23 protein-coding genes are annotated in these 24,059 nt (G+C 71.9%); 9 read left to right on the top strand and 14 right to left on the bottom strand.

The features are described from left to right. Positions 1-136 precede the first annotated feature (136 nt). The 4 genes from ACH4U8_RS34850 to ACH4U8_RS34835 all read left to right on the top strand — a co-directional run bounded on the left by ACH4U8_RS34850 (position 137) and on the right by ACH4U8_RS34835 (position 4,691). A complete protein-coding gene (locus ACH4U8_RS34850; protein WP_360309450.1) occupies positions 137-754 on the top strand; it encodes a TetR/AcrR family transcriptional regulator C-terminal domain-containing protein in 618 nt (205 codons plus the stop codon). Between the two features lie 126 nt (positions 755-880). Continuing rightward, complete coding sequence (gene ureA / locus ACH4U8_RS34845) at positions 881-1,729, top strand: urease subunit gamma (RefSeq protein WP_395782415.1); 849 nt, start codon at positions 881-883, stop codon at positions 1,727-1,729. A gap of 20 nt (positions 1,730-1,749) precedes the next feature. Continuing rightward, on the top strand, positions 1,750-3,423 hold the full coding sequence (locus tag ACH4U8_RS34840) for an urease subunit alpha (RefSeq protein ID WP_360309597.1): 1,674 nt from the start codon (positions 1,750-1,752) through the stop codon (positions 3,421-3,423). 233 nt (positions 3,424-3,656) lie between these two features. Continuing rightward, a complete protein-coding gene (locus ACH4U8_RS34835; protein WP_395782414.1) occupies positions 3,657-4,691 on the top strand; it encodes an agmatine/peptidylarginine deiminase in 1,035 nt (344 codons plus the stop codon). A 43-nt stretch (positions 4,692-4,734) separates the two neighbouring features. On the opposite strand, the gene ACH4U8_RS34830 is transcribed toward ACH4U8_RS34835, so the two are convergent. The 3 genes from ACH4U8_RS34830 to ACH4U8_RS34820 form a co-directional block, all read right to left on the bottom strand. Then, entirely contained in the window at positions 4,735-5,514 is a 780-nt protein-coding gene (locus tag ACH4U8_RS34830) for an SHOCT domain-containing protein (RefSeq protein WP_395782413.1), read from the bottom strand. A gap of 41 nt (positions 5,515-5,555) precedes the next feature. Further along, positions 5,556-6,068, bottom strand: a complete 513-nt coding sequence (locus ACH4U8_RS34825) for a hypothetical protein (RefSeq protein ID WP_395782412.1) — start codon at positions 6,066-6,068, stop codon at positions 5,556-5,558. 301 nt (positions 6,069-6,369) lie between these two features. Further along, a complete protein-coding gene (locus ACH4U8_RS34820; RefSeq protein ID WP_379989496.1) occupies positions 6,370-6,690 on the bottom strand; it encodes a 4a-hydroxytetrahydrobiopterin dehydratase in 321 nt (106 codons plus the stop codon). A gap of 134 nt (positions 6,691-6,824) precedes the next feature. Between ACH4U8_RS34820 and ACH4U8_RS34815 the strand changes: the two genes are divergently transcribed. Together ACH4U8_RS34815 and ACH4U8_RS34810 are read left to right on the top strand one after the other, a co-directional pair. Continuing rightward, a complete protein-coding gene (locus tag ACH4U8_RS34815; protein WP_395782411.1) occupies positions 6,825-7,538 on the top strand; it encodes a TetR/AcrR family transcriptional regulator in 714 nt (237 codons plus the stop codon). A gap of 51 nt (positions 7,539-7,589) precedes the next feature. Then, positions 7,590-8,279, top strand: a complete 690-nt coding sequence (locus ACH4U8_RS34810) for a hypothetical protein (RefSeq protein ID WP_395782410.1) — start codon at positions 7,590-7,592, stop codon at positions 8,277-8,279. Positions 8,280-8,309: 30 nt separating this feature from the next. Here ACH4U8_RS34810 and ACH4U8_RS34805 read toward each other — a convergent pair whose 3' ends face one another. The 7 genes from ACH4U8_RS34805 to ACH4U8_RS34775 form a co-directional block, all read right to left on the bottom strand. Further along, entirely contained in the window at positions 8,310-9,770 is a 1,461-nt protein-coding gene (locus tag ACH4U8_RS34805; protein ID WP_395782409.1) for a TerD family protein, read from the bottom strand. A gap of 126 nt (positions 9,771-9,896) precedes the next feature. Beyond that, positions 9,897-10,547, bottom strand: coding sequence for a response regulator transcription factor (locus tag ACH4U8_RS34800; RefSeq protein ID WP_360309468.1), 651 nt, complete (start codon positions 10,545-10,547; stop codon positions 9,897-9,899). Further along, a complete protein-coding gene (locus ACH4U8_RS34795) occupies positions 10,544-11,680 on the bottom strand; it encodes a sensor histidine kinase (RefSeq protein ID WP_395782408.1) in 1,137 nt (378 codons plus the stop codon). The genes ACH4U8_RS34800 and ACH4U8_RS34795 overlap by 4 nt, the downstream gene beginning before the upstream one ends. A 112-nt stretch (positions 11,681-11,792) precedes the next feature. Beyond that, on the bottom strand, positions 11,793-14,357 hold the full coding sequence (locus ACH4U8_RS34790; RefSeq protein ID WP_395782407.1) for an ABC transporter permease: 2,565 nt from the start codon (positions 14,355-14,357) through the stop codon (positions 11,793-11,795). A gap of 9 nt (positions 14,358-14,366) precedes the next feature. Further along, on the bottom strand, positions 14,367-15,203 hold the full coding sequence (locus ACH4U8_RS34785) for an ABC transporter ATP-binding protein (RefSeq protein WP_360309474.1): 837 nt from the start codon (positions 15,201-15,203) through the stop codon (positions 14,367-14,369). A 190-nt stretch (positions 15,204-15,393) separates the two neighbouring features. Further along, a complete protein-coding gene (locus ACH4U8_RS34780) occupies positions 15,394-15,714 on the bottom strand; it encodes a multidrug efflux SMR transporter (RefSeq protein WP_360309476.1) in 321 nt (106 codons plus the stop codon). After that, positions 15,714-16,373 (bottom strand): NAD(P)H-dependent oxidoreductase, encoded by a 660-nt coding sequence (locus ACH4U8_RS34775; protein WP_360309478.1) that lies wholly within the window; start codon positions 16,371-16,373, stop codon positions 15,714-15,716. Before ACH4U8_RS34775 ends, ACH4U8_RS34780 begins: the two co-directional genes overlap by 1 nt. 100 nt (positions 16,374-16,473) lie before the next feature. Here ACH4U8_RS34775 and ACH4U8_RS34770 point away from each other — a divergent pair, with 100 nt between their 5' ends. Continuing rightward, entirely contained in the window at positions 16,474-17,106 is a 633-nt protein-coding gene (locus ACH4U8_RS34770; RefSeq protein WP_395782406.1) for a TetR/AcrR family transcriptional regulator, read from the top strand. Between the two features lie 689 nt (positions 17,107-17,795). Here the strand turns inward: ACH4U8_RS34770 and ACH4U8_RS34765 are convergent. Next, positions 17,796-18,131, bottom strand: a complete 336-nt coding sequence (locus ACH4U8_RS34765) for a glyoxalase superfamily protein (RefSeq protein WP_395782405.1) — start codon at positions 18,129-18,131, stop codon at positions 17,796-17,798. Between the two features lie 133 nt (positions 18,132-18,264). On the opposite strand from ACH4U8_RS34765, the gene ACH4U8_RS34760 reads away from it, so the two are divergent. Together ACH4U8_RS34760 and ACH4U8_RS34755 are read left to right on the top strand one after the other, a co-directional pair. Continuing rightward, entirely contained in the window at positions 18,265-19,644 is a 1,380-nt protein-coding gene (locus tag ACH4U8_RS34760) for an NADP-dependent succinic semialdehyde dehydrogenase (RefSeq protein WP_395782404.1), read from the top strand. An 18-nt stretch (positions 19,645-19,662) separates the two neighbouring features. After that, positions 19,663-20,001 (top strand): YkvA family protein, encoded by a 339-nt coding sequence (locus ACH4U8_RS34755; protein ID WP_379989726.1) that lies wholly within the window; start codon positions 19,663-19,665, stop codon positions 19,999-20,001. Between the two features lie 20 nt (positions 20,002-20,021). Here ACH4U8_RS34755 and ACH4U8_RS34750 read toward each other — a convergent pair whose 3' ends face one another. From ACH4U8_RS34750 to ACH4U8_RS34740, 3 genes are all read right to left on the bottom strand, one after another. Further along, the gene (locus tag ACH4U8_RS34750; protein ID WP_395782403.1) at positions 20,022-21,203 is read right to left on the bottom strand and encodes a hypothetical protein; all 1,182 of its coding nucleotides are present in this window, start codon (positions 21,201-21,203) and stop codon (positions 20,022-20,024) included. Positions 21,204-21,332: 129 nt separating this feature from the next. Then, a complete protein-coding gene (locus tag ACH4U8_RS34745) occupies positions 21,333-22,214 on the bottom strand; it encodes an acyl-CoA thioesterase (RefSeq protein WP_395782402.1) in 882 nt (293 codons plus the stop codon). Positions 22,215-22,233: 19 nt separating this feature from the next. Then, positions 22,234-23,967, bottom strand: a complete 1,734-nt coding sequence (locus ACH4U8_RS34740) for a penicillin-binding transpeptidase domain-containing protein (protein ID WP_395782401.1) — start codon at positions 23,965-23,967, stop codon at positions 22,234-22,236. Positions 23,968-24,059: the final 92 nt, after the last annotated feature.

The following is a 24,059-nucleotide window of genomic DNA, read 5'->3' as shown; positions in this document are numbered from 1 at the left end:
GATGTTAAAACTTACTTAGTTAGTTTGAGGACCTTAACCGCCGGCCGAGTGCAGGGGAAGAGGTGACTTCGAGCTAGGTTGGCAACGCAGAGTGACCGACGGCGGTGCTCGCGAACGGCACAGAGGTGAACGCACGATGGGTCGACCCAGCCGCCCCAAGCTCGACCGCGAACTGATCGCCAGGGCCGCGGTCGAGCTGGTGGACGAGAAGGGCATGGGCGCGCTGACCATGCGGGCGCTGGCCGGTCGGCTGGACGTCCGAGGGCCCTCGCTCTACAACCACGTGGCGTCCAAGGAGGAACTGCTCGACGCGATCACCGTGGTGATAACCCGGGAGATCGATCGGGCGCCGCTGGACGACCCCGACTGGCGGGTCGGCATCGCCGCGTTCGCCCGAGGGTACCGGGCGGCCTACCTGCGTCACCCCGAGGCGCTGCCGGTGATCGCCCGCCGGCCGGTGTCCACCGAGCAGGCGCTGTCCGCGTACGACGCCACCGCCCGCACCCTGGTCCGGATCGGGCTGAGCCCGGCCGAGGCGGCTGAGGTGTCCGCGGCGCTGGACTACCTCGTGGTCGGGTCGGTGATCGAGACCTATGTCGAGGGCTTCGCCCGGCCGGTCGAGGACTACCGGGCCGAATATCCCTCGCTCGCCGACTCGCTGGCCGCGAGCGACCCGAAGACGCTGGACGAGCGCGGTTTCGAGGTCGGCCTGCGGCTGCTCCTGGACGGCCTGGCGGTGCGCCTGGCCCGCTGAGCGACTCGCTCCAACGGGCTTCGGCGCGGCGCGAGAGCGGGTCGGCCGACACCTCGCGAGAGCGTTGACAGGCGGTATTGAATGGCGTTCAATGCGTTTTGAACGCCATTCAATACGGAGGTACGCATGCGGCTGACGCCCACCGAGCGGGACCGGTTGCTGATCTTCACAGCCGCCGAGCTGGCCCGCGCGCGGCGTGCCCGGGGGCTGCTCCTGAATGTGCCCGAGGCCGCCGCGCTGATCGCGGACACCGTGTGCGAGGCGGCTCGGGACGGGGCCCGGTTGGCCGACGCGATCGACGCCGGGCGCTCGGTGCTCAAGGTGATCGACGTACTGCCCGGTGTCGTGGACGTGCTGGCCGACGTCAAGGTCGAGGCGGTCTTCGACGACGCGACCCGGCTGGCGGTGGTGACCGACCCGTTCCGCTCCGGCGAGGGTCTGCCGGTGGGCGAGGGCGAGGTGCACTGCCACGGACACGGTTCGCGCTCCGGCGCGGTCGCGGCGCCGGTGTCCGGTCCCGGCTCGCTGGGCGACGACGCGCCGGGCGCGGTGATCCCGGGCGGACCGGCGGTGGATCCGTACGCGGACGCCGACCTGGTGTCGATCGCGGTGACCAACACCTCCGAGGTGCCGATCAGCGTCACGTCGCACTTCCACTTCTTCGAGACCAACCCGCGGCTGCGCTTCGACCGGGCGATCGGCTACGGGCGTCGGCCGGCCGTCCCGGCCGGCTCCACCGTGCGCTTCGACCCGGGGGAGACGGTCGAGGTGCGGTTGGTGCCGATCGGCGGGGCGCGGGTGGCGATCGGTTTCGCCGGCCTGGTGGACGGGCCGCTGGACGCGCCGGGCGCGCTGGAGGAGGCACTGCGCAAGGCGCACGCGTGCGGCTATCTGGGGGCCGAGCCGAGTGGGACGCCGGTCGCCGGCGACGGGGCGTCGGATGCGGGCGACGGCCGGGAAGGCGGCGGTCGGTGAGCGGCGGCGGTGACGAGGTGATGGATCCGCGCGACTACGCGTCCACGTACGGTCCCAGGGCCGGCGACCGGATGCGGCTCGGCGATTCGGGGCTGGTGATCGAGATCGAGCACGACTCGGCGCTGCCCGGCGACGAGTTCCTCGCCGGCTTCGGCAAGACCGCCCGGGACGGCCTGCACCTGAAGGCGATCCCGGTGCGCGACACGTGCGACGTGGTGATCTCCAACGTCGTGGTGATCGACGCGATCCAGGGCATCCGCAAGGTCTCGATCGGCATCCGCGAGGGCCGGATCGCCTCGATCGGCCGCGCGGGCAACCCCGATACGCAGGACGGCGTCGAGGTGGTGGTCGGCACCGGGACCACGATCGTCAGCGGCGAGGGGCTGATCGCCACCGCCGGCGCCATCGACACCCACGTGCACCTGTTGTCGCCGCGAGTCATGGAGGCGTCGCTGGCCTCCGGGGTGACCACGATCGTCGGCCAGGAGTTCGGCCCGGTGTGGGGGGTCGGGGTGAACTCGCCCTGGGCGCTGCGGCACGCGTTCTCCGCGTTCGACGCGTGGCCGGTCAACATCGCCTTCCTGGCCCGGGGTTCGTCCTCGGGACGGGGGCCGCTGGACGAGGCGCTGATCGAGGGCGGCGCGTCCGGCTTCAAGGTGCACGAGGACATGGGCGCGCACACCCGGGCCCTGGACACCGCGCTGCGGGTGGCCGAAGACCACGACGTACAGGTCGCGTTGCACACCGACGGCCTCAACGAGTGCCTGTCCGTGGACGACACGCTGTCCGTACTGGAGGGGCGGACCATCCACGCGTACCACATCGAGGGATGCGGTGGCGGGCACGTGCCGAACGTGATGCGGATGGCCGGGGTGGCCAACGTGATCGGCTCCTCGACCAACCCCACGCTGCCGTTCGGCCGCGACGCCCTGGGCGAACACTTCGGCATGATCGTGTCCGCGCACGGCCTCAAGACCGACCTGCCGGGCGACGCCGCGATGGCGCGCGATCGGATCCGGGCGGGCACGATGGGCGCCGAGGACGTGCTGCACGACCTCGGGGTCATCCCGATCACCTCCTCCGACGCCCAGGGCATGGGCCGCGCGGGCGAGACCGTGCGGCGCACCTTCGCGATGGCCGGGAAGATGAAGCTCGAACGCGGCGCCGAGCACGAACGGCACGACAACGAACGGGTCAAGCGCTACATCGCCAAGCTGACCGTCAACCCGGCGATCGCGCACGGCCTGGCGCACGAGGTCGGCTCGATCGAGGTCGGCAAGATGGCCGACCTGGTGTTGTGGCACCCGCAGTGGTTCGGCGCCAAGCCGCAACTGGTGCTCAAGAGCGGATTCCCGGCCTACGGCGTGGTGGGCGACCCGAACGCGTCCACCGACAACTGCGAACCACTGGTCCTGGGACCGCAGTTCGGCGCCCACGGCGCGGCGCCGGCGGAACTGTCGGTGGCCTTCACGTCGCAGGCGGCGGCGGCCGGCGGCGGCGACCTGATGCCGACCCGGCGCCGCCGGGTGGGCGTACGCGGCACCCGGGGGATCGGTCCGGCGGCGATGATCCACAACAACCGACTGGCGGAGGTCCGAGTCGCCGCGGACACGGGGGCGGTGACGATGGACGGCGAACCGGTCATGTCGCAGGCCGCGGAATCGGTGTCGTTGAACCGGCTGTACTTCCTCTAGGGCGCCGTGCTTCGCGGGTCCGTGTTCCGCGTCCGTGTTCCGCGTCCGTGTTCCGCCGATCCGGGTGCTACCGGCCCGTGCTCCTACCGGCCCGTGCTCCTCCGATCCGCGTTCTGCGGGTCCGTGCTTCACGGGTCCGTGCTTCGCCGATCCGTGCCTTGCGGGTCGTGCTCCAAAGATCCGTGCTCCAGAGCTCCGTTGCTCTGGACAGTTGAGTCCGAAGGAATTTCGAGATGACGAACACCCCGGCCGCAGACGGCTTTTCGATGCCCGCCGAGTGGGCTCCGCACGAGCGCACCTGGATGGCCTGGCCCAGCCGCAACGAGACCTTCGCCGAGGAGGATCTGCACACCGCGCGGACCGCGTGGGGTCGGGTGGCCGAGACGATCGCCCGCTACGAGCCGGTGACGATGATCACCGACATCGGCGAGTCGGACACCGTGGCGCGGTACGTCGGCCGGCCGCTCACCGTGTCGGAGCGCCCGCTCGACGACGCGTGGATGCGCGACATCGGCCCGACGTTCCTGACCGGCGGGCCGGGCGAACTGGCCGCCGCCGACTGGATCTTCAACGGCTGGGGCGCCCAGGAGTGGGCCTCGTGGGAGCACGACCGGGACATCGCCGAGCAGGTGATCGAGGCCGCGGGCGCCCGGCGCTACACCTCGCGGATGGTCAACGAGGGCGGCGGCATCCATGTCGACGGCGAGGGCACGGTGTTGATCACCGAGACCGTGCAACTCGACGAGGGCCGCAATCCGGGGTGGACCCGGGAGCAGGTCGAGGACGAGCTGAAGGCGTTCCTCGGGGTGCGCAAGGTGATCTGGCTGCCGCGCGGACTGACCCGCGACTACGGGATGTACGGCACCCGGGGCCACATCGACATCGTCGCGTCGTTCGCCCGCCCGGGACTGGTCCTGGCCCACGTGCAGCCCGATCCGGCGCACCCGGACCACGAGGTGGGCAAGGAGAACGTGGCGCTGCTGCGGGCCTCCACAGACGCGCACGGCCGAGCGCTCGAAGTGGTGGAGATCCCGGCGCCGACCGTGCTCGAAGCACACGACGACTGGGTCGACTTCAGCTACATCAACCACTACGTCGCCAACGGCGCGGTGATCCTGTGCGCCTTCGACGACCCGCGCGACGAGGAGAACGCCACGACCTTCGGCAAGCTCTTCCCCGGCCGCACGATCGAACTCGTGGACGCCCGCGACATCTTCGCCAACGGCGGCGGCATCCACTGCATCACCCAGCAGCAGCCGAAGGTGTGAGGGCTCGCGGGTGCGGGTGCGGGCGCCGTGGGGCCGCGGGCGATCACCCGTCGTGCAGGATGCGCGCCTTCGCGGTGGCGAATTCGTCGTCGGTGAGCGCACCGGTGGCGTGCAGGTGGGCCAGGGTGGCCAGATCCTCGACGGTGGAGTGCGGTACGGCGTCCGACGTTTCCTCGTCGGCGAGGGTGATCGCCTGGATCGAGGGGTCGTCGGGGACGTAGCGGATCCGGGCCGCGGCGCCCAGGCGCGGTCGGGCGTACCGGGGGCGGTATTCGGTGTGCGTGGCGCGCGCGGACGTGCCGTCGGCCCGGCGGAAGTCGATCTCCAGACGGAAGGGTTGGGCCTCGTTCGCCGTCCACCCCTCGGACGGCCGACTCACCTCGACGACCAGCCCCGACACCTCCACCGCCTCGTCGCGCAGCCGCGCCTCGACGGCTGCCGCGGCCCGAGCACGCTCCCGAGAATGGACCCGCTCGCGGAGCACCCATCGGGTCGCGGCGGCGGCGACGAGCAGCAGCGCACCGGCGATCGCGAGCAGCCAGTGGGGAGCGGAACCGATGCCGGCCCAGGCGCCCAGCAGGGTGGCGGCGAGGGTGACGGGAATCAGCACGCCCAGCGGGACGGATGCCTCGGTGATCGGGGAGACCGTGCCGGCGATCACCAGTACCAGGAGCAGCGCGGTGAATTCGAGGGCCCACAGGCCGGGGGACCCGTCGAATCCGGAGCCGAGCAGGGCACCGAGCGGGCCGGCGACGAACAGCGGTGTCAGCCACCCGATCCAGTGGGCGCGCACGCTGTGGCCGGCGGGCGCTTCGATGGTCATGGGCGGGTCCTGGCGTCCGTCGGCGAATGCGGGATGACGACTCAGTGCTGGTCGGCGGGTGGGCCGACGGCGAGCGACTCGGCCGGCTTCGCGGTGTCGGCGGCCGTCGGGGCGTGGCGGGGTGCCAGGCCACGTTCGCTCGTGCCGAAGGCGGCGAGGGTGAGCAGCAGGACGACGAGGGCGACGGTGGTCGCCGTGGGGACGTACCAGCCGGCGTCGGCGGCGGGTTCGGTGAACGCGGCCAGGACGGCGACGGTGCCCGCGAACAGCAGGGCGCCGGCGAACGCGGGCAGGCCGCGCCGGCCGGCGGTGGCCGCGACCGCGCCGGCCACCAGCGCGAGCAGCAGCACCAGGCCGGCCAGCCCGATCAGGGAGGGGCCGAAGTCGTCGCCCGTGCAGCCGCGTTGCCCGAAGTCGTCGCACGAACCCTGGGCGGCGGCGCGGATCGCGTACGTCCCGATCAGCCAACCGGCCGACCCGGCGCCGGCGATCGGAAGAAGCCAGCCGCGAAGGGTGGCCGAAACGGGGTGGGACGCCGATGCGTCGGTGCTCATGCCCGGAGGCTAGGCGGCGTGCGGGTCGCCCGGATGAACGCCCAGAAAGCACCGAGTGAAGCCTGTGTGGCCCGGCGGGCAGGCGGCGGGGCGGGTGGGCGCGTGGGCGCGGGCGGGCCGGGGCTTCCCGGGCGTGCGGGGGCGACACCCGCGTGCTGCGGGCCGGGCGTCGAAGCGGGACGGCGCCGGTGTGGAACCGAGGGGGCTGCCCCTCGGGACGGGTGCTTCGACGTCGGGCGGCCGGATGTGGTGATGCCACGGCCGGGGCTTCGCCGGCGGCGGGATCGGCTCGGGGCCGGGCCTAGCTCTGTGGGGTGACGTTCTCGGCGCCGTGGGCTGCGGCGAAGGAGGCTACTCGGGTGGCGAACTCGACGTCGGTGGCGGTGATCCGGTCGCCCGCGTCGTGGGTGGTCAGGGCGAACGACAGGGTGCCGTAGAGGATGGTGATCCGGGCGTGGTGGTTCGCCTGGTCCTCGGCTGCGGCGACGGTCGCGTAGAACGCGGGGACGTCGGCTCGGGCGCACTTGTAGGTCGCGGTGAGTTCGCCGTCGGTGACCCGCCAGCCCGGGAGGTCGGCGAGGGCCTTGGTCAGTTCGGCGTCGGTGAGCGGCTGGGATGCCACGGTGGGTCCTCTCGTCGAGGTGGACGCTGCCTCTCGCCAGTATGGGGCCGCCGGTTCGCCGGGCGCGGTATTGAACGACGTTCTAACATGGCGGAAGGCGAGGTCCGCCGTCGAACGAACCAGGGGTGCTGAGCATGGCGGGGACACGGCGCAAGCGGTTGGAACAGCCCAGGGAGGTGGTGCTCCAGGCGGCGATGGACGCGATCGCCGAGCACGGACTGGGCCGACTGACCATGGCGGGCCTGGGCAAGCGGATCGGGATCAGCGGCGGTCACGTCGCGTACTACTTCGGGTCCAAGGAACAACTCCTGGTGGAGACGCTGCGCTGGAGCGAGCAGGGATTCGCGCAGCGCCGCCGGGCGCTGCTGACCGCCGTCGGCGTGTCGCTCGCCGAGCGGCTCGCCGGCTACATCGACCTCTACCTGCCCGACGAGCGAGCGGACTCGCGGTGGACGTTGTGGCTGGAGGTGTGGACGCGGTCGCCGGCCGATCCGGAGGTATTGGCCGCGAGCGCGGAGATCGAGGGCCCGTGGATGGCGGACCTGCGCGCGCTGATCGCGCCGCATCCGGATCCGGACGGATATGTACTGCGGCTGCACGCGTTGCTGGACGGGCTGGCCACCCGGATCGTGATCGGTGCGCCCGGTCCGTCCCGAGCGGAGATGGCGCGGCAGGCGACCGAGTTCGCGGTGCGCGAGGCGCTGGTGGCCGGGACTCGGCCGGGGTTCGCGAGTGCGATCGCGGAGGGCGGGGGCGGGGCCGGGGAGGCGGCTGCGAATTCGGGTTCGGACGCGGATTCGGGTGCGGGTGCGGGACCGGACTCGGGTGTGAACCACACGAACCGGTGATCCGGGGGTGAATTGCCCCCGTTTCGCGGGCCTCGGCCGCATCGTGGGGGCATGAAGTGGTGGCGGAACCCGAGGCAGCGGCTCGGGTTGATCTGTGCGGTGGCCGCGGCGCTGGTGATCGTGGGGCTGATCAGCCGGGACCGCAAGGACGACACCCGGTCGACGGCGGCCGACGGCGCGCGGGTCGCCGCCACGGCGCCGGCACCCACCGGGCCGGTATCGGCGGCGCCGCAGACCCGGCGGGCCAAGCCCGCACCGGTGCCGAAGAACGTACTGCCGGACCTGGTCGGGGTCGACCTGCAACAGGCGTGGGACGGCGCCCGCCGGGCCGGCTACCGATCCGTCACCTCGCACGACGCGAGTGGGCGCGGCCGACGGCAGTTCGTGTTCAGCAATTGGCACGTGTGCGATCAGACTCCCGAGTCGGGCCCGCTGGCCAAGGAACTCCCGGTCGACCTGGGCGTGGTCCGGCACGACGAGAAGTGCCCGGCCGGTGCCGTGCCGACCCGGGTGCCCAAGGTGGTCGACGGACGCATGCCCGGCCTGGTCGGCCGCAGCGTCACCGTGGTCCGCCGAGCGCTGCGCGGCGACGCGCACGTCAAGACCGAGGACCTGGGCGGGAGTCGGCTCGTGCTGATCGAGACGCACTGGATGGTCTGCACCCAGCGCCCAGCCGAGGGGCAACCCGTCGCGGACCCGGTGACCGTGGGCGTGGTCAAGTACGGCGAACGCTGCCCGTGACCCCGCCCGGCTCGACGCCGCCCCGCCGGGTCAGCCGTCGAGCGCCTCACGGGCCGGGTCCACCAGCTTGCGCACGGTGCGGCCGTCGGCGAAGCGGCCGAGTGCCGTCATCGACCAGACGGGACCCTCGCGCACCAGCTTGCACATCAGCACGCCGGTGCGCGGTTCGGTGGCGGACAGGTCGAAGCGCACCAACTCGGCGTCGGTGGTGTCGTCGACCAGGCGACAGAAGGCGCGGGAGACCTCGGTGAACTTCTGCCCCAGGAACGAGTTGACGGTGAACACGAGCCCGGTGACCTGCGGTGGCAACGCGTCCAGCCGGACCACGATCGACTCGTCGTCGCCCTCGCCCTCACCGGTGAGATTGTCGCCGGAGTGCACGATCGCGCCGTTGAGGCCGGACAGCTTCATGAACCAGACGGTGACGACCTTCTTGCCCTGCGCGTCGAACGCGATACAGGACGCGTCGAGGTCGATGCTGCTGCCGGCCTTGGCCGGGTCCCAGCCCAGGCCCATCCGGATCCGGGTCAACGGCGGGGCGCCGGTCTTGACCAGCGAGACCGACTGGTCCTTGCGCAGGCTGACCCGGCCCTTGTCGAGGTTGATCGGTCCACCGGTGTGGGTGCCGCCGACCGGCAGCGGGACGGTGGCCGCCACCGTCGGAGCGGGAGCGGGAGTCGGGGCCGACACCGGGGCCGGAGGAGGCGGTGGGGTCGGTTCCGCGGGCGCGGTGGGCTGCACGGTCACCGGGCGTCGTGGCACCGGCGGCGGGATCGGCGCGGGCCTGGGCGGTTCGTGCGGGAGCAGCGGCGCGACGGGGACCGGCGGCGGCTCATCGGGCGCCGGGGCCTGCGGGCGCGCCGGAGCCGGAGTCGGCGTCGGCGCGGTCTGTGCGGGCGTCTCCGGACGCTCCTGTCGCGTGGGCTCGCCTGACGGTGCCGGCGGCGTACCCGGGCGGCCGGTCGGCGGGGTCGGTTCGTCGTCGACCGCGACGCCGAAGTCGGTGGCGATGCCCGCGAGTCCGTTGGCGTAGCCCTGGCCGACCGCGCGCACCTTCCAGGCGCCGCCGCGCCGGTACAACTCCAGCATCGCCAGCGCGGTTTCCCGACCCAGTCCGTGCGGGGTGAAGGTGACCAGCGCTTCGCCGGTGGCATCGCGCACGGTCGCGGTCGGCGGCGCCGTCCCGCCGAAGGTGGCCGGTGTGCCGGGGCCGTCGTCCAGGCTCAGCGTCACCACGATGGTCTGGACGTCCGCCGGCACCGCCGCGGTGTCCACCTGCACGGCGGCCGGTCGGCCCGGTGCGCCCGCGCGCAGTCGCACGCCGGGCCCGGTCGGCTGGTTGTAGAAGACGAAGTCGGCGTCCGTGCGCACCTTTCCGGATGCGGCGAGCAGCAGCGCCGAGACGTCCACGGGCGCCTCGGCGGCGACCTCCACCAGTACGGCAGCCACCGCCAACGGGCAGTTGCCGCCCTTCGTGAGCGTCACCGACATGCGCACCCCTTCGGTTCACGGATCCGACCGGGGTCGGACGCCTCCGAGGTTACCGAGCACGCGCCGCCGTCGCACCGAGGCCCGCGGTCCGCACCGCCGCCGCCCGGTGGCTCGTCCGCACTCGGGTCAGCGGCGGATCAGGCCCGCGTCGTAGGCCAGTAGGCCCGCCTGGGTGCGGTTCGCGCACTCCAGTTTGGTGAGCATGCGGGAGACGTAACTCTTGACGGTGGTCTCGCTCAGGAACAGTCGGTCGGCGGTCTGCGCGTTGGACAACCCCTCGCCGATGCAGGTGAGTACCTCGATCTCGCGCTCGGTCAACGACGCGACGGCCAGTACGGCGCGCTCGCGGGCCGCGTTGCGTCCCGAGGACGCGGTGACCAGGTCGCGGGTCACCGCCGGAGACAGCACGGTGTGTCCGTCCATCGCGACCCGAACCAGACCGATCAGATCCTCCGGCGGGGTGTCCTTGAGCAGGAACCCGGCCGCGCCCGCGTGCAACACGCGCAGGATGTACTGCTCCAGACCGAACGTGGTCAGCACGATCACCCGAGGCGCGTTCGGCAGGTCGACGATCTGTTCGATCGCGGTCAGCCCGTCCACTCCCGGCATGTGCAGGTCCATCAGCACCAGGTCGGGCCGATGGCGCAGGACCGACTCGACCGCCTCCGCGCCGTCGTACGCCTCGCCGATCACCTCGATGTCGTCGGCCACGCCGAGAATCGTGCGCAGGTGCGCGCACACCATACGTTCGTCGTCGACGAGCAGGACGCGGATCATGCGGGGTCTCCGGATTTCGTGGTCGATGCGCCGGCCGGTAGTACGGCGAGCAGTTCGTAGCCGCCGTCGGGCAGCGGGCCGGTACGCAGCGTGCCGGCCACCAGTTCGACCCGCTTGCGCAGACCGAGCAGGCCGCTGCCACCGGTGCCCAGGGCGACGTCGGCGACCCGGGTGGGAGCCGAGTTTCGCACGGTGATCTGTACCTCGTCGCCCACGTAGTGCAGTCGTACGTCCACCACCGCGCCCGGCGCGTGTTTGTGCACGTTGGTCAATGCCTCCTGGACGACTCGATAGGCGGCCCGACCGACCACCGGCGAGGTGGCGTACGGCTCGCCCAGGGTGAGTACGTCGACGGACACGCCCGCCGAGCGCGAGTCGGCCACCAGATCGGACACGTCGAGCACCGCGCGCGGCGCGGCCACCACCGAACCCATCTGCTGCTCCGACCGGGTGACGGTGACCAGAGTGCGCAATTCCTCCAGCGCCTTGCAGCCCACCAGGCGCAGTTCCTCCGCCGTCGCGCGCACGTCCTCCTCCCGGGCCCGGGTGCGCAGGGCACCCGCCTGGAGCACCATCAGGCTGACCCGATGGGTGATCACGTCGTGCATCTCGCCCGCGATCCGGGCCCGTTCCTCCGTCCGCACCTGCTCGAAGAGCAACTCGCGTTCGCGCTCGGCCCGATCGAGGCGATCCAGGCGCAATCGGCGGCGCACGGCGACATAGAGGCCGAGCAGCGCCGGCACCAGCGCCACGCCGGCGCCGCCGACGATGCTCGGCGCGTCCGGGTGGTTCCACGGTTGGGCGACCGTCAGTACCAGGGCGGCGATCAGTGCGACCGCGCGCCGCCGGTCCTCCAGGTAGGCCCCGGCGGCGTAGGCCGCGAAGAAGAGCGCGTGGGTGGGAAACAGCAGGGACACGGCACAGATCGCCACCCCCGAGCCGAACGGCGCGCGCCGGCGATCGAGCAGCAGCCCGCCCGCCAGCACCGCGCTCACCTGGTGCGTGTACGGCCAGTCGACCAGGCCCGGGTCCCGCCCCATGCGCAGGGCCAGGCCCAGCGCGACGGCGATCGCCGAGACCAGTACGTCGAACCCGAACGAGCGGCGGGTCGCCGACCAGGCACGGAAGCTCACCCGGCCACGGTAGCCGGGCCCGGACCCCGGCCGCCGCAGCAGCGACGGTGCGCCGGCGAGGGACGCCGGCGCACCGTCGGATCGGGCGGCGGTGTCGATCATCGAAGGGTGGTCATTCCGTGGAGATCGCGGCCAGTACGTTCATCCGCGAGGCCCGCAGGGCCGGCAGCAGGGCGGCGAGCAGGCCCACCACGCCCGCGCCGACGACGACCTCGGTGATGGTCAGCCACGGGATGGTCAACACATCGAGGCCCTGCGATGCCAACATGCGCTGCGCCGCGACCCCCCAGCCCACCCCGAGGGCGAGCCCGAGCACCGCGCCGAACACCGCGATCACCGCCGATTCCAGCCGGATCATCCGCCGCAGTTGTACGCGCGACATGCCGATCGCCCGGAGCAGTCCGATCTCGCGCGTGCGCTCGATCACCGACAGGGCCAGCGTGTTCACCACGCCCAGGATGGCGATGATGATCGCGAGCCCGAGCAGGCCGTAGACCATTTGCAACACCAGGTTGGTCTGGTCCTGCACGGTCTGCTTGTAGTCCGCCTGATCGCGCAGTTGCACCTGCGGGAAGGGCTTGAGCGCGTTGTCCAGGGCCGCCCGCACCTGCGAACTCTTGGACCCGTCGGCGGTGTTGGCCATGATCACCGAGTCGAGCAGCTCCGGGACCAGCTTGCTCAGCGTCTCCAGGCCGACCATGCCGCCGCCGGCGGTGGCCAGCCCGATGCCCTCGTCGTCGATCACCGCGCCGATCCGCAGCTCCGCACTCCTGCCGTTGGGCGTGCGCAGCGTCACCGTGCCGCCGATGCCGAGGTGACGACCCTTCACATAGGACTTGGGCAGCGTGATCCGGCCCGCGGCCAGCCCGTCGGCGGCGTTGCCGGCGGTGTACTTCTGCTTCAACATCCCGTCGATGCCCGGGTCGGCGCCGGTCACCGAGATGGTCTCGGCCGACCCGTTGAAGACGACCTTCGCCTCGGTCTCGCGTTGGCGCACCACGTCGCGTACGCCGGGCACCTTGCGCACCGTCTCCGCCACGTTCGGGGCGAAGTTGAGCCCGCCGGTGCTCTCCAGGGTGAAGTCGGCGCCCAGACGCTGGTCGATCTGCTTGCCCACCGAGTCCTTCATCGACGTGGCCACCACCGACAGCGAGGCGACCAGCGCGACGCCGATCATCAGTGCGGCGGCCGTGGCGCCGGTGCGGCGCGGGTTGCGCAGCGCGTTTTCCCGGCTGAGCCGGCCGACCGTGCCGAACAGGCGCGGGAACGTGCCCGCGAGCCATGGGATCACCAGGCGGGCCAGCACCGGTCCGAGCACGATGAACCCGACCAGCGTGCCGACCAGGCCGCCGCCCAGGGCCAACCCGTGCGCCGGGTCCAGCTTGGTCGCGGACGCGCCGGTGGCCAGCCCGATCGCGCCGAGCACGGTGACCACACCGCCGCCGATCGCCCGGCCGCGCAGCGACTTCGCCGGCGGCGCGCCCGCCTCGCGCAGCGCGGCCATCGGGCTCACCCGGGCCGCCCGGCGAGCGGGCAGATAGGCGGCGACCACGGTGACCAGCACGCCCACCGCGTAGGCGATGATCGGTGTCGCGGGTTTGATCTCCAGCGGGGTGCCCTTGAGGTCGACGCCGACCGCGCTCATCAGCTTCAACAGCCCCTGCCCGAGCCCGAATCCGCCGAGCAGGCCCAGCGTGGAGCCGACCACCGCGAGCAGCAGCGCCTCCACGAGCACCGAGCGGTTCACATCGGCCCGACTGGCTCCGATCGCGCGCATCAGCCCCAGTTCGCGGGTGCGTTGGGCGACGAGCATGGAGAAGGTGTTGAAGATCAGGAAGGTGCCCACCAGCAGCGAGACGCCGGCGAAGCCGAGCAGCGCGTACTTGATCACATTGAGCGCCTGGCCCAGGTCGGCGGAGGCGGCGTCGGCCTCCTCCTCCCGGGTCTTGAGCTCGAAGCCCGCGCCGAGCTTGGCCGCGACCCGGGCCTTGAGCTCCTTCTGGTCGACGCCCGGCTGCGCGGTGAGCGACACCGAGGTGACCACGCCGGGCTTGCCCAGCAGTCGGGCCCGGGCCGCGGTGCCGTCCAGGAACAGCAGGGTCACGCCCGGGTTGATGGTCTTGTAGTCGGCCAGCCCGACCACGGTCGGAGCGAACGTGCCCGGCGCGGCGATCACCTGCACCCTGTCGCCGATCCGGACCTTGTTGTGGTCGGCCGCGTCGCTGTCCAGCACGACCTCGTCGGGCCCCTGTGGTGCGCGGCCCTTGCCGAGCCTGACCGGGGACTGCTTGTTCGGGAACCAGTCGGCCGCCTGCACCTGTGGCTCCGAGGTCAGGCCGACCTTCTTGCCCTTGCCGTCGACGACGATCACGTTGGTGACCACGACGTCGGGATGCGCGTCGGCGACGCCGGGCACCGCGCGCGCGGCGGCCACGGCGCTCTCGGGCACCGTCGGCTGCTGGCCGGTGCGGCCGAGCCGGTCCTCGCGGAACTCGGACTTGGGCTTGACCGTCACGTCGGCCGCGGCAGTGCGGGAGAGGTCGTGGAAGGTCTTGCCGATCGTGTCGGTGAACATCAGGGTGCCCGCCACGAACGCGACCGACAGCAGGATCGCGAGTGCGGACAGGACCATTCTCGCCTTGTGCGCGAGGAAGCTGCGGAACGTGGCCTTCAACATGGCGCCGCCTCAGCTCGTCGCGCGGGCGAAGCGCTGCATGCGCGCCAGCACCGTGTCCGCGGTCGGCGACAACATCTCGTCCACGACCCTGCCGTCGGCCAGGAACAGCACCCGGTCCGCGTAGGACGCCGCGTTGGGGTCGTGGGTGACCATCACGATGGTCTGGCCCAGGTCGTAGACACTGCTGCGGAGGAAACCGAGCACCTCGGCGCCGGAGCGCGAGTCGAGGTTGCCGGTCGGTTCGTCGCCGAAGATGATCTGCGGCTTGCTCGCCAGCGCCCGGGCACACGCCACACGCTGCTGCTGACCGCCGGAGAGCTCGCTGGGCCGGTGCTTGAGCCGGTCGCGCAGACCGACCGTGTCGATCACGGTGTCCAGCCAGGCCGGGTCCGGCTTGACCCCCGCGATGTCCATCGGGAGCGTGATGTTCTCCAGTGCGGTCAGGGTCGGCAGCAGGTTGAACGCCTGGAAGATGAAACCGATCTTGTCCCGCCGCAGTCGGGTCAGTTCCTTGTCCTTGAGCCCGGTGATCTCGGTGTCGGCGATCCAGCTCTGCCCGGAGGTGACCGAGTCCAGGCCCGCGAGGCAGTGCATGAGGGTGGACTTGCCGGATCCGGACGGGCCCATGATCGCGGTGAACCGACCGCGGCCGATCTCCACGTCGACCGAGTCCAGCGCGATGACCCGGGTCTCACCCTCGCCGTAGCACTTGGTCAGCCCTCGGGAAGCGGCCGCGCTGCCCTTGGCCCGATCGTCGTGATCGATGCGCCGGTATTCGTCCGGCGCGGCGGGCCGGGTCGCCGGGGGAGTCGTGGTCGGGGGGCGCCGGCGGTTTCCGGGAGGCATGCGGTGTGCTCCTTGACTGGGGGTCCTGACACCTCCTCAGCCTCCGGTCCGGGCGGGTGGGCTCGATAGCCGCGAACGTGCCCAGCGCTGTCACTAAAGTTGCATCCTGTTTGCCCTTTGTTGCCGGCCCGTCGCGCGTCGATTCGGCCGGCGTACGTTGCCGGGCCCGCCGCGTCGTCGGGCCCTCCCCTCACGCCGTCGAGGTCAGCCGGGCCAGCACCAGTCCGCCCACGATCAGCGCGAGCGCCGCGATCCGGCCCGCGCTCAGCGCGTCGTGCTGGAACGTGATGCCCAGCGTGATCGCGCCGACCGTGCCGATCCCGGTGAACGCCGCGTAGGCCGTACCCACCGGCAGATCGCGCATGGCCAGTGACAGCAGGTACACCGCCGTCGCCCCGAGCACGACGCAGATCGCGGTCGGCAGCGGTTTGCTGAACCCCTCGGTGGGCTTGATGCTCTGCGACCACACCACCTCGACGAGGCCCGCGCCGAGCAGGATCAACCAGGCCATCAGTACGCCTCCACGAGTGAGCGCCCCAGCTCCGCGGCGCGGCCGAGCGCCTGCGCGTGCGAGGACACGTGCTGCTCCCGGCGCTCGGCGAGCCCGGGGTCCACGAGTGTGTTGGTCAGTTCGGTACCGAGCACGATCGCGTCCGAGATCGCGTAGTGCCCGGTGAAGAAGTCGACGAGGTAGCGCGTCTGGTGGTCGAACGGCGCCCGGGGCGTGCCCGGCAGGTACGAGCCGCCGCGCGCCGAGGCCACCACGAAGCGGCGCGGCGCCAGCGACATCTTCGGGAAGGTGACCTGGTCGATCCAGCTCTTGAGCTGCGCGGGCACGCCGAAGTTGTACATCGGCGCGCCGATCAACACGACGTCCGCGGCGACCAGTTCGGCCAACAGCGGTTCGACCGTGTCCCACGCCTTGCGCTGCTCGGGCGTGCGGACCGCGCGCGGGTAGTCGGCGATCTCGGTGATCCCCTCGCGCAGCATCGTGTCGCAGATCTCGGTCCAGGGCTGGTCGATCGGTGGCACGGGACGGGCGGTGAGGTCGCGGTGGGTGTACTCGGCGTCCGGCCGCGCGGTGCGCCACGCGTCGGCGAAGGCCGCGCCCAGGGTCCGGGAGAAGGAGTCGGCGCGGGCGCTGGAGTCGAGGTGCAGAAGGTGCGGCATGGGTGCTCCCGAAGATTAAGTGGACGTGGTGTCCGCTTTTCTGGGAGGACCGTAACAGCTAAGTGGACAGCATGTCCACTTGCTGGTTAGGGTGGGGAACATGACGAAACGCACCGACTTGCTCACGGGCCTCCCGGTTGCCGAAGACGGTGCGGCGCGACCGCGGGAGCGCGCCGACGCGGCCCGGAACCGGGCCCGGGTGCTGGCCGTCGCCGAGGAACTGTTCGCGGCCGGCGACCCGGCCGAGGTCACGATGGAGGACATCGCCAAGGCCGCGGGCATCGGCCGCGGCACGCTGTATCGCCGCTACCCGGACCGGGCCTCGATCGCCCGTGCCCTGCTGGACGAACACGAGCGCGCGCTGCAACACGAAATCCTGCGCGGCGCGCCCCCGTTGGGCCCGGACGAAGACGATCCGGCGGAGCGCCTGACGGCCTTCTACGCGGCGATGGTCGACCTGCTGGAGCGACACGTACACCTGCTCCTGGGCGCGGAGACCGGCAGCGCGCGCTACCGCACCGGCGCCTACGGCTTCTGGTACACGCACGTGCGCGTCCTGGCAGCGGATCACCCGGACCCCGAGGCACTCGCGGACACACTGCTCGCCCCGCTGGCCCCGGAGATCTACCGCCGACAGCGCGAACAGGACATCTCCCCCGACCGCATCAAGAACGCCCTGGCAACCCTGGCCCGGGGCGTACTGACGGGCGGCGGAGCGAAGCCCCCCGAATAATCGGCAGCCCCGACGCCACCCCTCCGCGACCGACGAGTCGGCCCGCCACGAGCGAACCACCCGCCGCCCAACCGAATCCAGGCATCGGCGTGCTCGGCCGACAGCTACGCGACGCCGTCCCGGCCCACCACGCCGACCACACCGGGGTGTGTTCCTCGGCGCCGCTGCGCACGACCGACGTGCGCGTGCATCGCATCCTCACCACAGCGACCAAACCCGACACCCGGCATGCACCGTTTCACCGACCGGGTCGCCCACGCCCTGTCCCGCGCGACATCGAAGGTGACCAACCAGACCACCCCACCCGCCCCACCCCCAGGCGCGTCAGCGCCCCCGACCCAGCCCCACCCCAGTGATCGACGCGCGCAGCGCGGAGAGCGGCGGAGCCGCAAAACAAAGACTTCGTGACCCGTAGCGAAGCGAAGGGACACGAAGTCACGAGCGAGGGGCCACTTTTTCTCGGAGGAGCGTAGCGGGGGAGAGAAAAAGTGGTGCCTCGCGAGCCGGCGCCGAAGGCGCCCAATAGAAGCAGCGCTGCATCGCCGAAAGCCGCCCACCCGCTCGCTCCGCTCACGACCTGGGTCCGAGCCCCACCCCCGACCCAGCCCTTCCACGCGCCTCCCACCCCTCCACCCAGACAAGGACGACCAAGGACCAAAACAATCCCGTCCAATCCGTAAACCGCCGCCTCACCCCTCGCCGGGCACCCCCACCCGCAGCCGATTCCCGTCCGGGTCCGTCAAGTGCACCTCCCGGCCCCAAGGCGCTTCCTCGACCGCCACGCCGAACTCCCGGGCCGGCCCGTCGACGTCCGCCACCCGCAGATACACCAACGTGTCCGGCCGCGCGTCGCCCGTGTGTTCGCTCAGGAACAGCCGCACATCGCCCCGGGCGATGGACACGAACGCCGGGAAGCCCGGCTCGAACCGATGTTCCCACTCGCGGACGAAGCCCAGCCGCGTGTACCAGGCGACGGAAGCGGCGGCGTCGGCCACGCGCAGGATCGGGATCGCTTCTTCCTTCATGGCGCGGATGGTCCCAGGCGGCGCCGACACCCGAACCCTTGTGTCAGCGGGCGCCGTGCGGGTAACGGGGTCGGCGGGGTGCACCGATCGATGCCCGCACCCGCCGCTGGCACCTGCCGTATCTGGAGGACCCATGGCCATCGCGTCCGTCAATCCGGCCACCGGAGAGACGATCGAGGAGTTCGCCGAACTGAGCGAACCCGAGATCGAGGTCCGGATCGCCCGGTCCGACGAGGTGTTCCGGGCGCACCGGCGGGACTCCTACGAGGTCCGTGCCAAGGCGATGCGCCGAGCCGCCGACCTGCTCGACGCGGACCGGGCCGAGGTCGCGGCGACGATGACGGCGGAGATGGGCAAGACGCTCACCGCCGCCGAGGCCGAGGTGGCCAAGTGCGCCCGGTTGTGTCGGTTCTACGCCGATCGGGCGGCGGCCTTCCTGGCCGACGAGCCGGCCGACGCGCAGGCGGTCGGCGCGCGCAAGGCGTACGTGCGGTACGAGCCGCTCGGTCCGGTGCTGGCCGTGATGCCGTGGAACTTCCCGCTGTGGCAGGCGATGCGGTTCGCCGCGCCCGCGTTGATGGCGGGCAATACCGGGCTGCTCAAGCACGCGTCGAACGTGCCGCGGACCGCGCTGTACCTGGGCGACTTGTTCACCCGGGCGGGTTTTCCCGAAGGGGCCTTCCAGGCGCTGCTGATCGGGTCCGCGCGGGTCGAGCGGGTGTTGAGCGATCCGCGCGTGGTGGCCGCCACGCTGACCGGCAGCGAGGGCGCCGGGCGTTCGATCGCCGCGATCGCCGGCCGCGAGCTGAAGAAGACCGTGCTCGAACTGGGCGGCTCGGACCCCTTCCTGGTGTTGCCCTCCGCCGACGTCGAGGCCGCCGCCAAGGTCGCCACCACCGCCCGCACCCAGAACAACGGGCAGAGCTGCATCGCGGCCAAACGCTTCATCGTGCACACCGACGTCTACGACGCGTTCGCCGCGGCGTTCACCGCGAACATGGCCGCGCTCCGGGTCGGCGACCCGACCGCCGAGGGCACCGACATCGGCCCGCTCGCCCAGGAACAGGGCCTGCGCGACGTCACCGAACAGGTCGAGGACGCCCGGGCCAAGGGGGCCCGGATCCTGTGCGGTGGCGAGCGACCCGCAGGCCCCGGCTGGTACTACCCGCCGACCGTGGTCGCCGAGCTGACCCAGGAGATGCGGATGTACCGCGAGGAGGTGTTCGGCCCGGTCGCCGGCCTGTACCGGGTCGCCGACCTGGACGCGGCGATCGAGCTGGCCAACGCGACGCCGTTCGGCCTGGGGGCCAACGCCTGGACCGACGACGAGGCCGAACAGCAGCGTTGCGCGGCCGAGTTGGAGGCCGGCGCGGTATTCCTCAACGGCATGGTCACCTCGCACCCCGAACTGCCCTTCGGCGGCGTCAAGACCAGCGGCTACGGCCGCGAACTCGCCCGACCGGGCATCCGCGAGTTCTGCAACGCCAAGACGGTCTGGGTGGGCGGCGGCTGACGGGGCAGACGTCCCAACGTGGACACCCGGCTTTGGATCCTGATCGGCGTCGCGGCGCTCGTGTTCGTGGTGACGCTGGTGATCGTGGTCGTCCTGGTCCGCAGGTTGTGGCGGACCTGGCGGCTGGTGCGCGGCCCGGACGCGAGCACGCGCGACCGGGCGTTGTTCCTGGGCGCGCTGATCTACGCGATCAGCCCGGTGGATCTGCTGCCCGACCCGATCCTGATCGACGACATCGCGGTGCTGCTGTACGCACTGCGCGAACTCGGCTCGGCCGGCGGCGTGCGTACCGGCGTCCGTGCGGGTGTGCGGCACGGCGTGGGCGCGCTCGCCCGCACCCGGCCGCCGCGGAGCTGACCCACCGCCCGATCGCGGCCTCAGCGGTTCGTCGGCCCCGGGTCCGCGGCGGAGCCGCCGCCCACGTCGATGCGCACCTGCGCGCCCGCGATCGTCCAGGCGAAATAGGGCAGCGCGGCCGCGAGCGCCGCTCGGCGGGCCGTGCGTTCCGCCTTGGCCAGGCCGAATCGTTCCTGGAAGACCTGCGTGCTGCGCCGGCCACCGGCGTGGGCCGCGAGGTGCCACCCCGGCGCGCTCGCGGCGGCCGGCAGGTGGGCGCGCAACACACCTCCCGCCCATTCGACCTCGGTCAGCTGCGTCCAATCCAGGTGGGAGACCTTGCCGCGAAAGGAGGTTCGGGTGATGCCGACGCCGTCGATCCGCACCGTGGGCACGGTCAGCGGGATGAAGCACATGATGATCGGCACGGTGACATAGGCCAGGGGCAGTCCGAGGTAACTCCAGATCGGGGCCGCATCCTCGTCGGCGGTCCCGAACAGGCCGCCGACGAGCGCCAGCACGATCAGCGCGCCGCCGTGCCAGGCGACCAGCCGGAGCAGGCGCACCCCGCGTCGCGCCGGCAGGACCAGCCCGGCGGGATCGACGCCGGCCGGGACACCACCGTGCGGATCGTGACCGGCGTCGGTGGGGCCGAGCGCGCGACTGGGCGCGGCGTCCGGCGTGTAGACGAAGGCGTGCAGCCCGCCGGGCAACGCGATGACCGCGCGGGTCGCCGGATCCCCGGCGCACCACACGCGCGTGACACCGGACGCGCGCACCTGTTGCAACACCTCGGCCCTCCAGCGCACGCCGACTTCGAGCAGCGTCTCGCCGTTCCCCTTGAGCAGTCGGATGCCCTCCATCGGATACCCGTCCTCGTGCTCCACCCGCGTGAAGGTGAACGGCACCGGCACCCACGGGTGTTCTCGCAACACCCGACGCATCGTCCGGCTCGTGCCGCGGTGAATGGAGAACCTCGCGGAGACCACGAGCAGGAAGCCGATCGTGAACACCACGCCGACCAGCGCCGACGCGATCGCCCCCGGCGCGTCCGGAAGCCCGTACCCGTAGCCGAGCGTCCCGCCGGAGATCACCAGCCCGTAGGCCAACCCCCGTAGCCGCGTCCGGAGTTCGTGTCCGCGAGCACGATCGATGTGGGCCGCGACCCCGGGCGAATCGATCGCCGCCCCCGGTGCGGGCGTCTGTTCGAATATCTCGGACACGGTAGCCCCCCGACTCATCCCGAATCCGGGGAGCCTAACCGCAGTGCCGCCCGTCGGCCCAGCCGAATCGGGTAACTCCCTTGCCCCGGGCGGAATTTCGAGGCAGCCGGAAAGCGGCGGGTCCGGGCGCTACCGCTGCCGGATCACCGCCTCCTGCACCACCGACGCGACGAGCACCCCGTCGTGGTTGTAGAACTCGCCCATCGCCAGCCCGCGCGCGTCCTGGGCGGACGGCGACGCCTGCGCGAACAACAACCACTCGTCGGCGCGGAACGGACGCAGGAACCACACCGCGTGGTCGAGCGAGGCCATCTGCAGCTTCGACGGATCGGTGATGTACGGCTTGGCCGCGGTGCCCGCGAGCGTCAGGTCGGACATGTAGGTCAGCCCGCACACGTGCAGCAGCGGATCGTCCGGAAGCTGCTTCGCGGCCCGCATCCACACCCGCTGATGCGGAATGCCGTCCACGATGTGGGTGCCCGGCGACCGGTCCTCCGGAACGAAGCGCAGGTCCATCAGCAGTCGGGTCTGCGACTCCTCGTAGTGCGCGCGCTCCTCGGCGGACAACTGCTCGTACGGATCCGGGAGGTCCTCCGGCAGCGGTACGTCCGGCATCGCCCGGCGGTGCCCCGGGGTCTCCTCGGCCACCTTGAAGGACGCCGACAGCGTGAAGATCACCGCGCCGTGTTGTACGCCGGTCACGCGCCGGGTGGCGAACGAGCGCCCGTCCCGGACCCGGTCGACCTGGTACACGATGGGTGCGGTGGTGCTGCCGGGGCGCAGGAAGTAGCTGTGCAGCGAGTGCACGTGTCGGTCCGGAACCACGGTGCGGCCCGCCGCCACCAGGGCCTGGGCGGCGACCTGGCCGCCGAAGGCACGCAGCGGCGCGCCGGCGTGGCACCAGCCCCGGAAGATGTTCTCCTCGATCTGCTCCAAGCGCAGCAGGTCGAGGAAGGTCTCGGCCCGGCCAGGGCCCTCGTCGGCAAGATCGTGTTCGCTCACCCTGCCCATGATGGACTACGGCCGCCGCTCAGCCCGCCGCGGCCAGGAACGACCTGACGATCGGCCCGGCGGATCGACCGCCGGTGAGGCCGCCCTCGACCCAGACCGCGACCGCGATGTCGCCGCGGTAGGCGACCATCCAGCCGTTGTTCGGCTTGCCGCCGCCGACCTCGGCGGTGCCGGTCTTGGCGCCCACGTCGCCGCCGAGCCCGCCGAGCGAGTCCCGCGCGGTGCCCTCGGTGACCACCGACCGCATCAGCGTGCGCAACCGGCTGCTCACCGCGGGCGAGAGTGCCCGCGGGGCCTGCCACCGGTCCGCCTGGTCGGTGAGCAGGTGCGGTTGGCGGAACGTACCGGACTTCGCGGTGGCGACCACCGAGGCCATGGTGAGCGGGTTCATCTGCACCTGGCCCTGGCCGATCATGTTCGCGGCCTTCATGGTGTCGTCGGTCGCGGCGGGCACCCGGCCGTCGAAGGAGACGATCCCGGTCTTCCAGTCACCGCCGATGCCGAAGCAGTCGTGCGCCATCGTGGCCAGGTCGGAGCCGGTGAGCTTGCCGGACAGGTTCGCCATCGTGGTGTTGCAGGACTGGGCGAAGGCGAGCTTGAAGGTGCCCTCGGGGAAGGCGCGCCCCTCGGAGTTGGTGAACCGCATGCCGCCCGCGTTCGCCGATTCGGGGCAGCCGACCCTGTCGTCCAGGTCGACCACGCCCTTGGTCAGCAGCGTCGCCGCCGAGACGATCTTCAGGGTCGAGCCGGGCGGGGTGGTGCCCAGGAACGCGGTGTTCGGCCCGCCGGCCGGGTTGTTCGCGACCGCGACGATCTCCCCCGTACTGATCCGCACCGCCGCCAGCGAGGTGGTTCGCGACTCGTTCCGGACCGCCTGCTCGGCCGTCGCCTGGAGTGTGGCGTCGAGCGTGGTTTGCACGCCGCCGTCCGCGGGCGGCGCGCTCTGCACCACGCCGACCGTGCCGAGCTGCTTGACCGTGGCGCTCGTGCTCGCGTCGACCAACAGTACGGTGCCGCCCGCCTCGGCCTGTTCGCCGGGCCGGGCCTTGCTCGCCAGGCCGGTCCGGATCGCGGCCAGCGAGGGGTACTCGGTCGGCGACAACTCCGAGCCGTCGCGCGCGCGCAACACGTCGCCGCCGGCCCCGTCCCGGTTGGGCTCCAGCCGGAGCCGGGTGGTCGCGGTCAGGTCCGGGTGCAGCGCGTTCGGCGCCCAGTTCACCAGGTAGCCCCGGACCGGGGTCTTGGCGACGGTCAGCACCCCGGTGTACGCCCACTCGCCGGCGCCCCGCAGCGTCAGGTGGGCCTCGAACCCCACCGGGACGCCGCCGTCCGGCTGTTGGGGTCGCGCCTCGCCCACGATCAGCCGGCGACTGCCCACCCGGAGCCCGTCGTCCAGCCCCACCAGCGCCGCGCCCGCCGCGGTCGGATCGGTGGTGAGCGCGCCCGCGCCGGACCAGTTGCCCGTCTGCCACTCGGCGAGGAAGCGCCGCGCGGCATTGCGCGGGCTCTGCTCCGCGGTGCCCGCCGTCGCGGACTCGGCGGACTTCGCGTTCGCGGTCGATAACGGGTCGTCCTGCTTCAGGAACGAGTAGGCCCCGTAGCCCGTACCGACGACCAGCAGGAGGGCCAGCACGAGGAACACCCAGCCGTGCCGGCGCCGGTCTTCGTGGTGCCCGTCGTAGTCGTCGTAGGTGTCGTAGCCGTCGTGCTCGCGGTCGTCCCGGTAGTTCCGGTCGTGCTCTGCGTCGCGCATGCCCCACCCCACCCGGTACCGCCGATCCCCACGACGGGACAGCGAGTGTACGAGGCAGCCAAAGGGTCGGTGTGCCCAGGGGCGTTGGCACA

The organism is Embleya sp. NPDC020886, from assembly GCF_044333915.1.
GTDB lineage: Bacteria > Actinomycetota > Actinomycetes > Streptomycetales > Streptomycetaceae > Embleya.
Note: the sequence above shows the minus strand (reverse complement) of the source record. Positions and strands in the feature narration are given on the sequence as shown.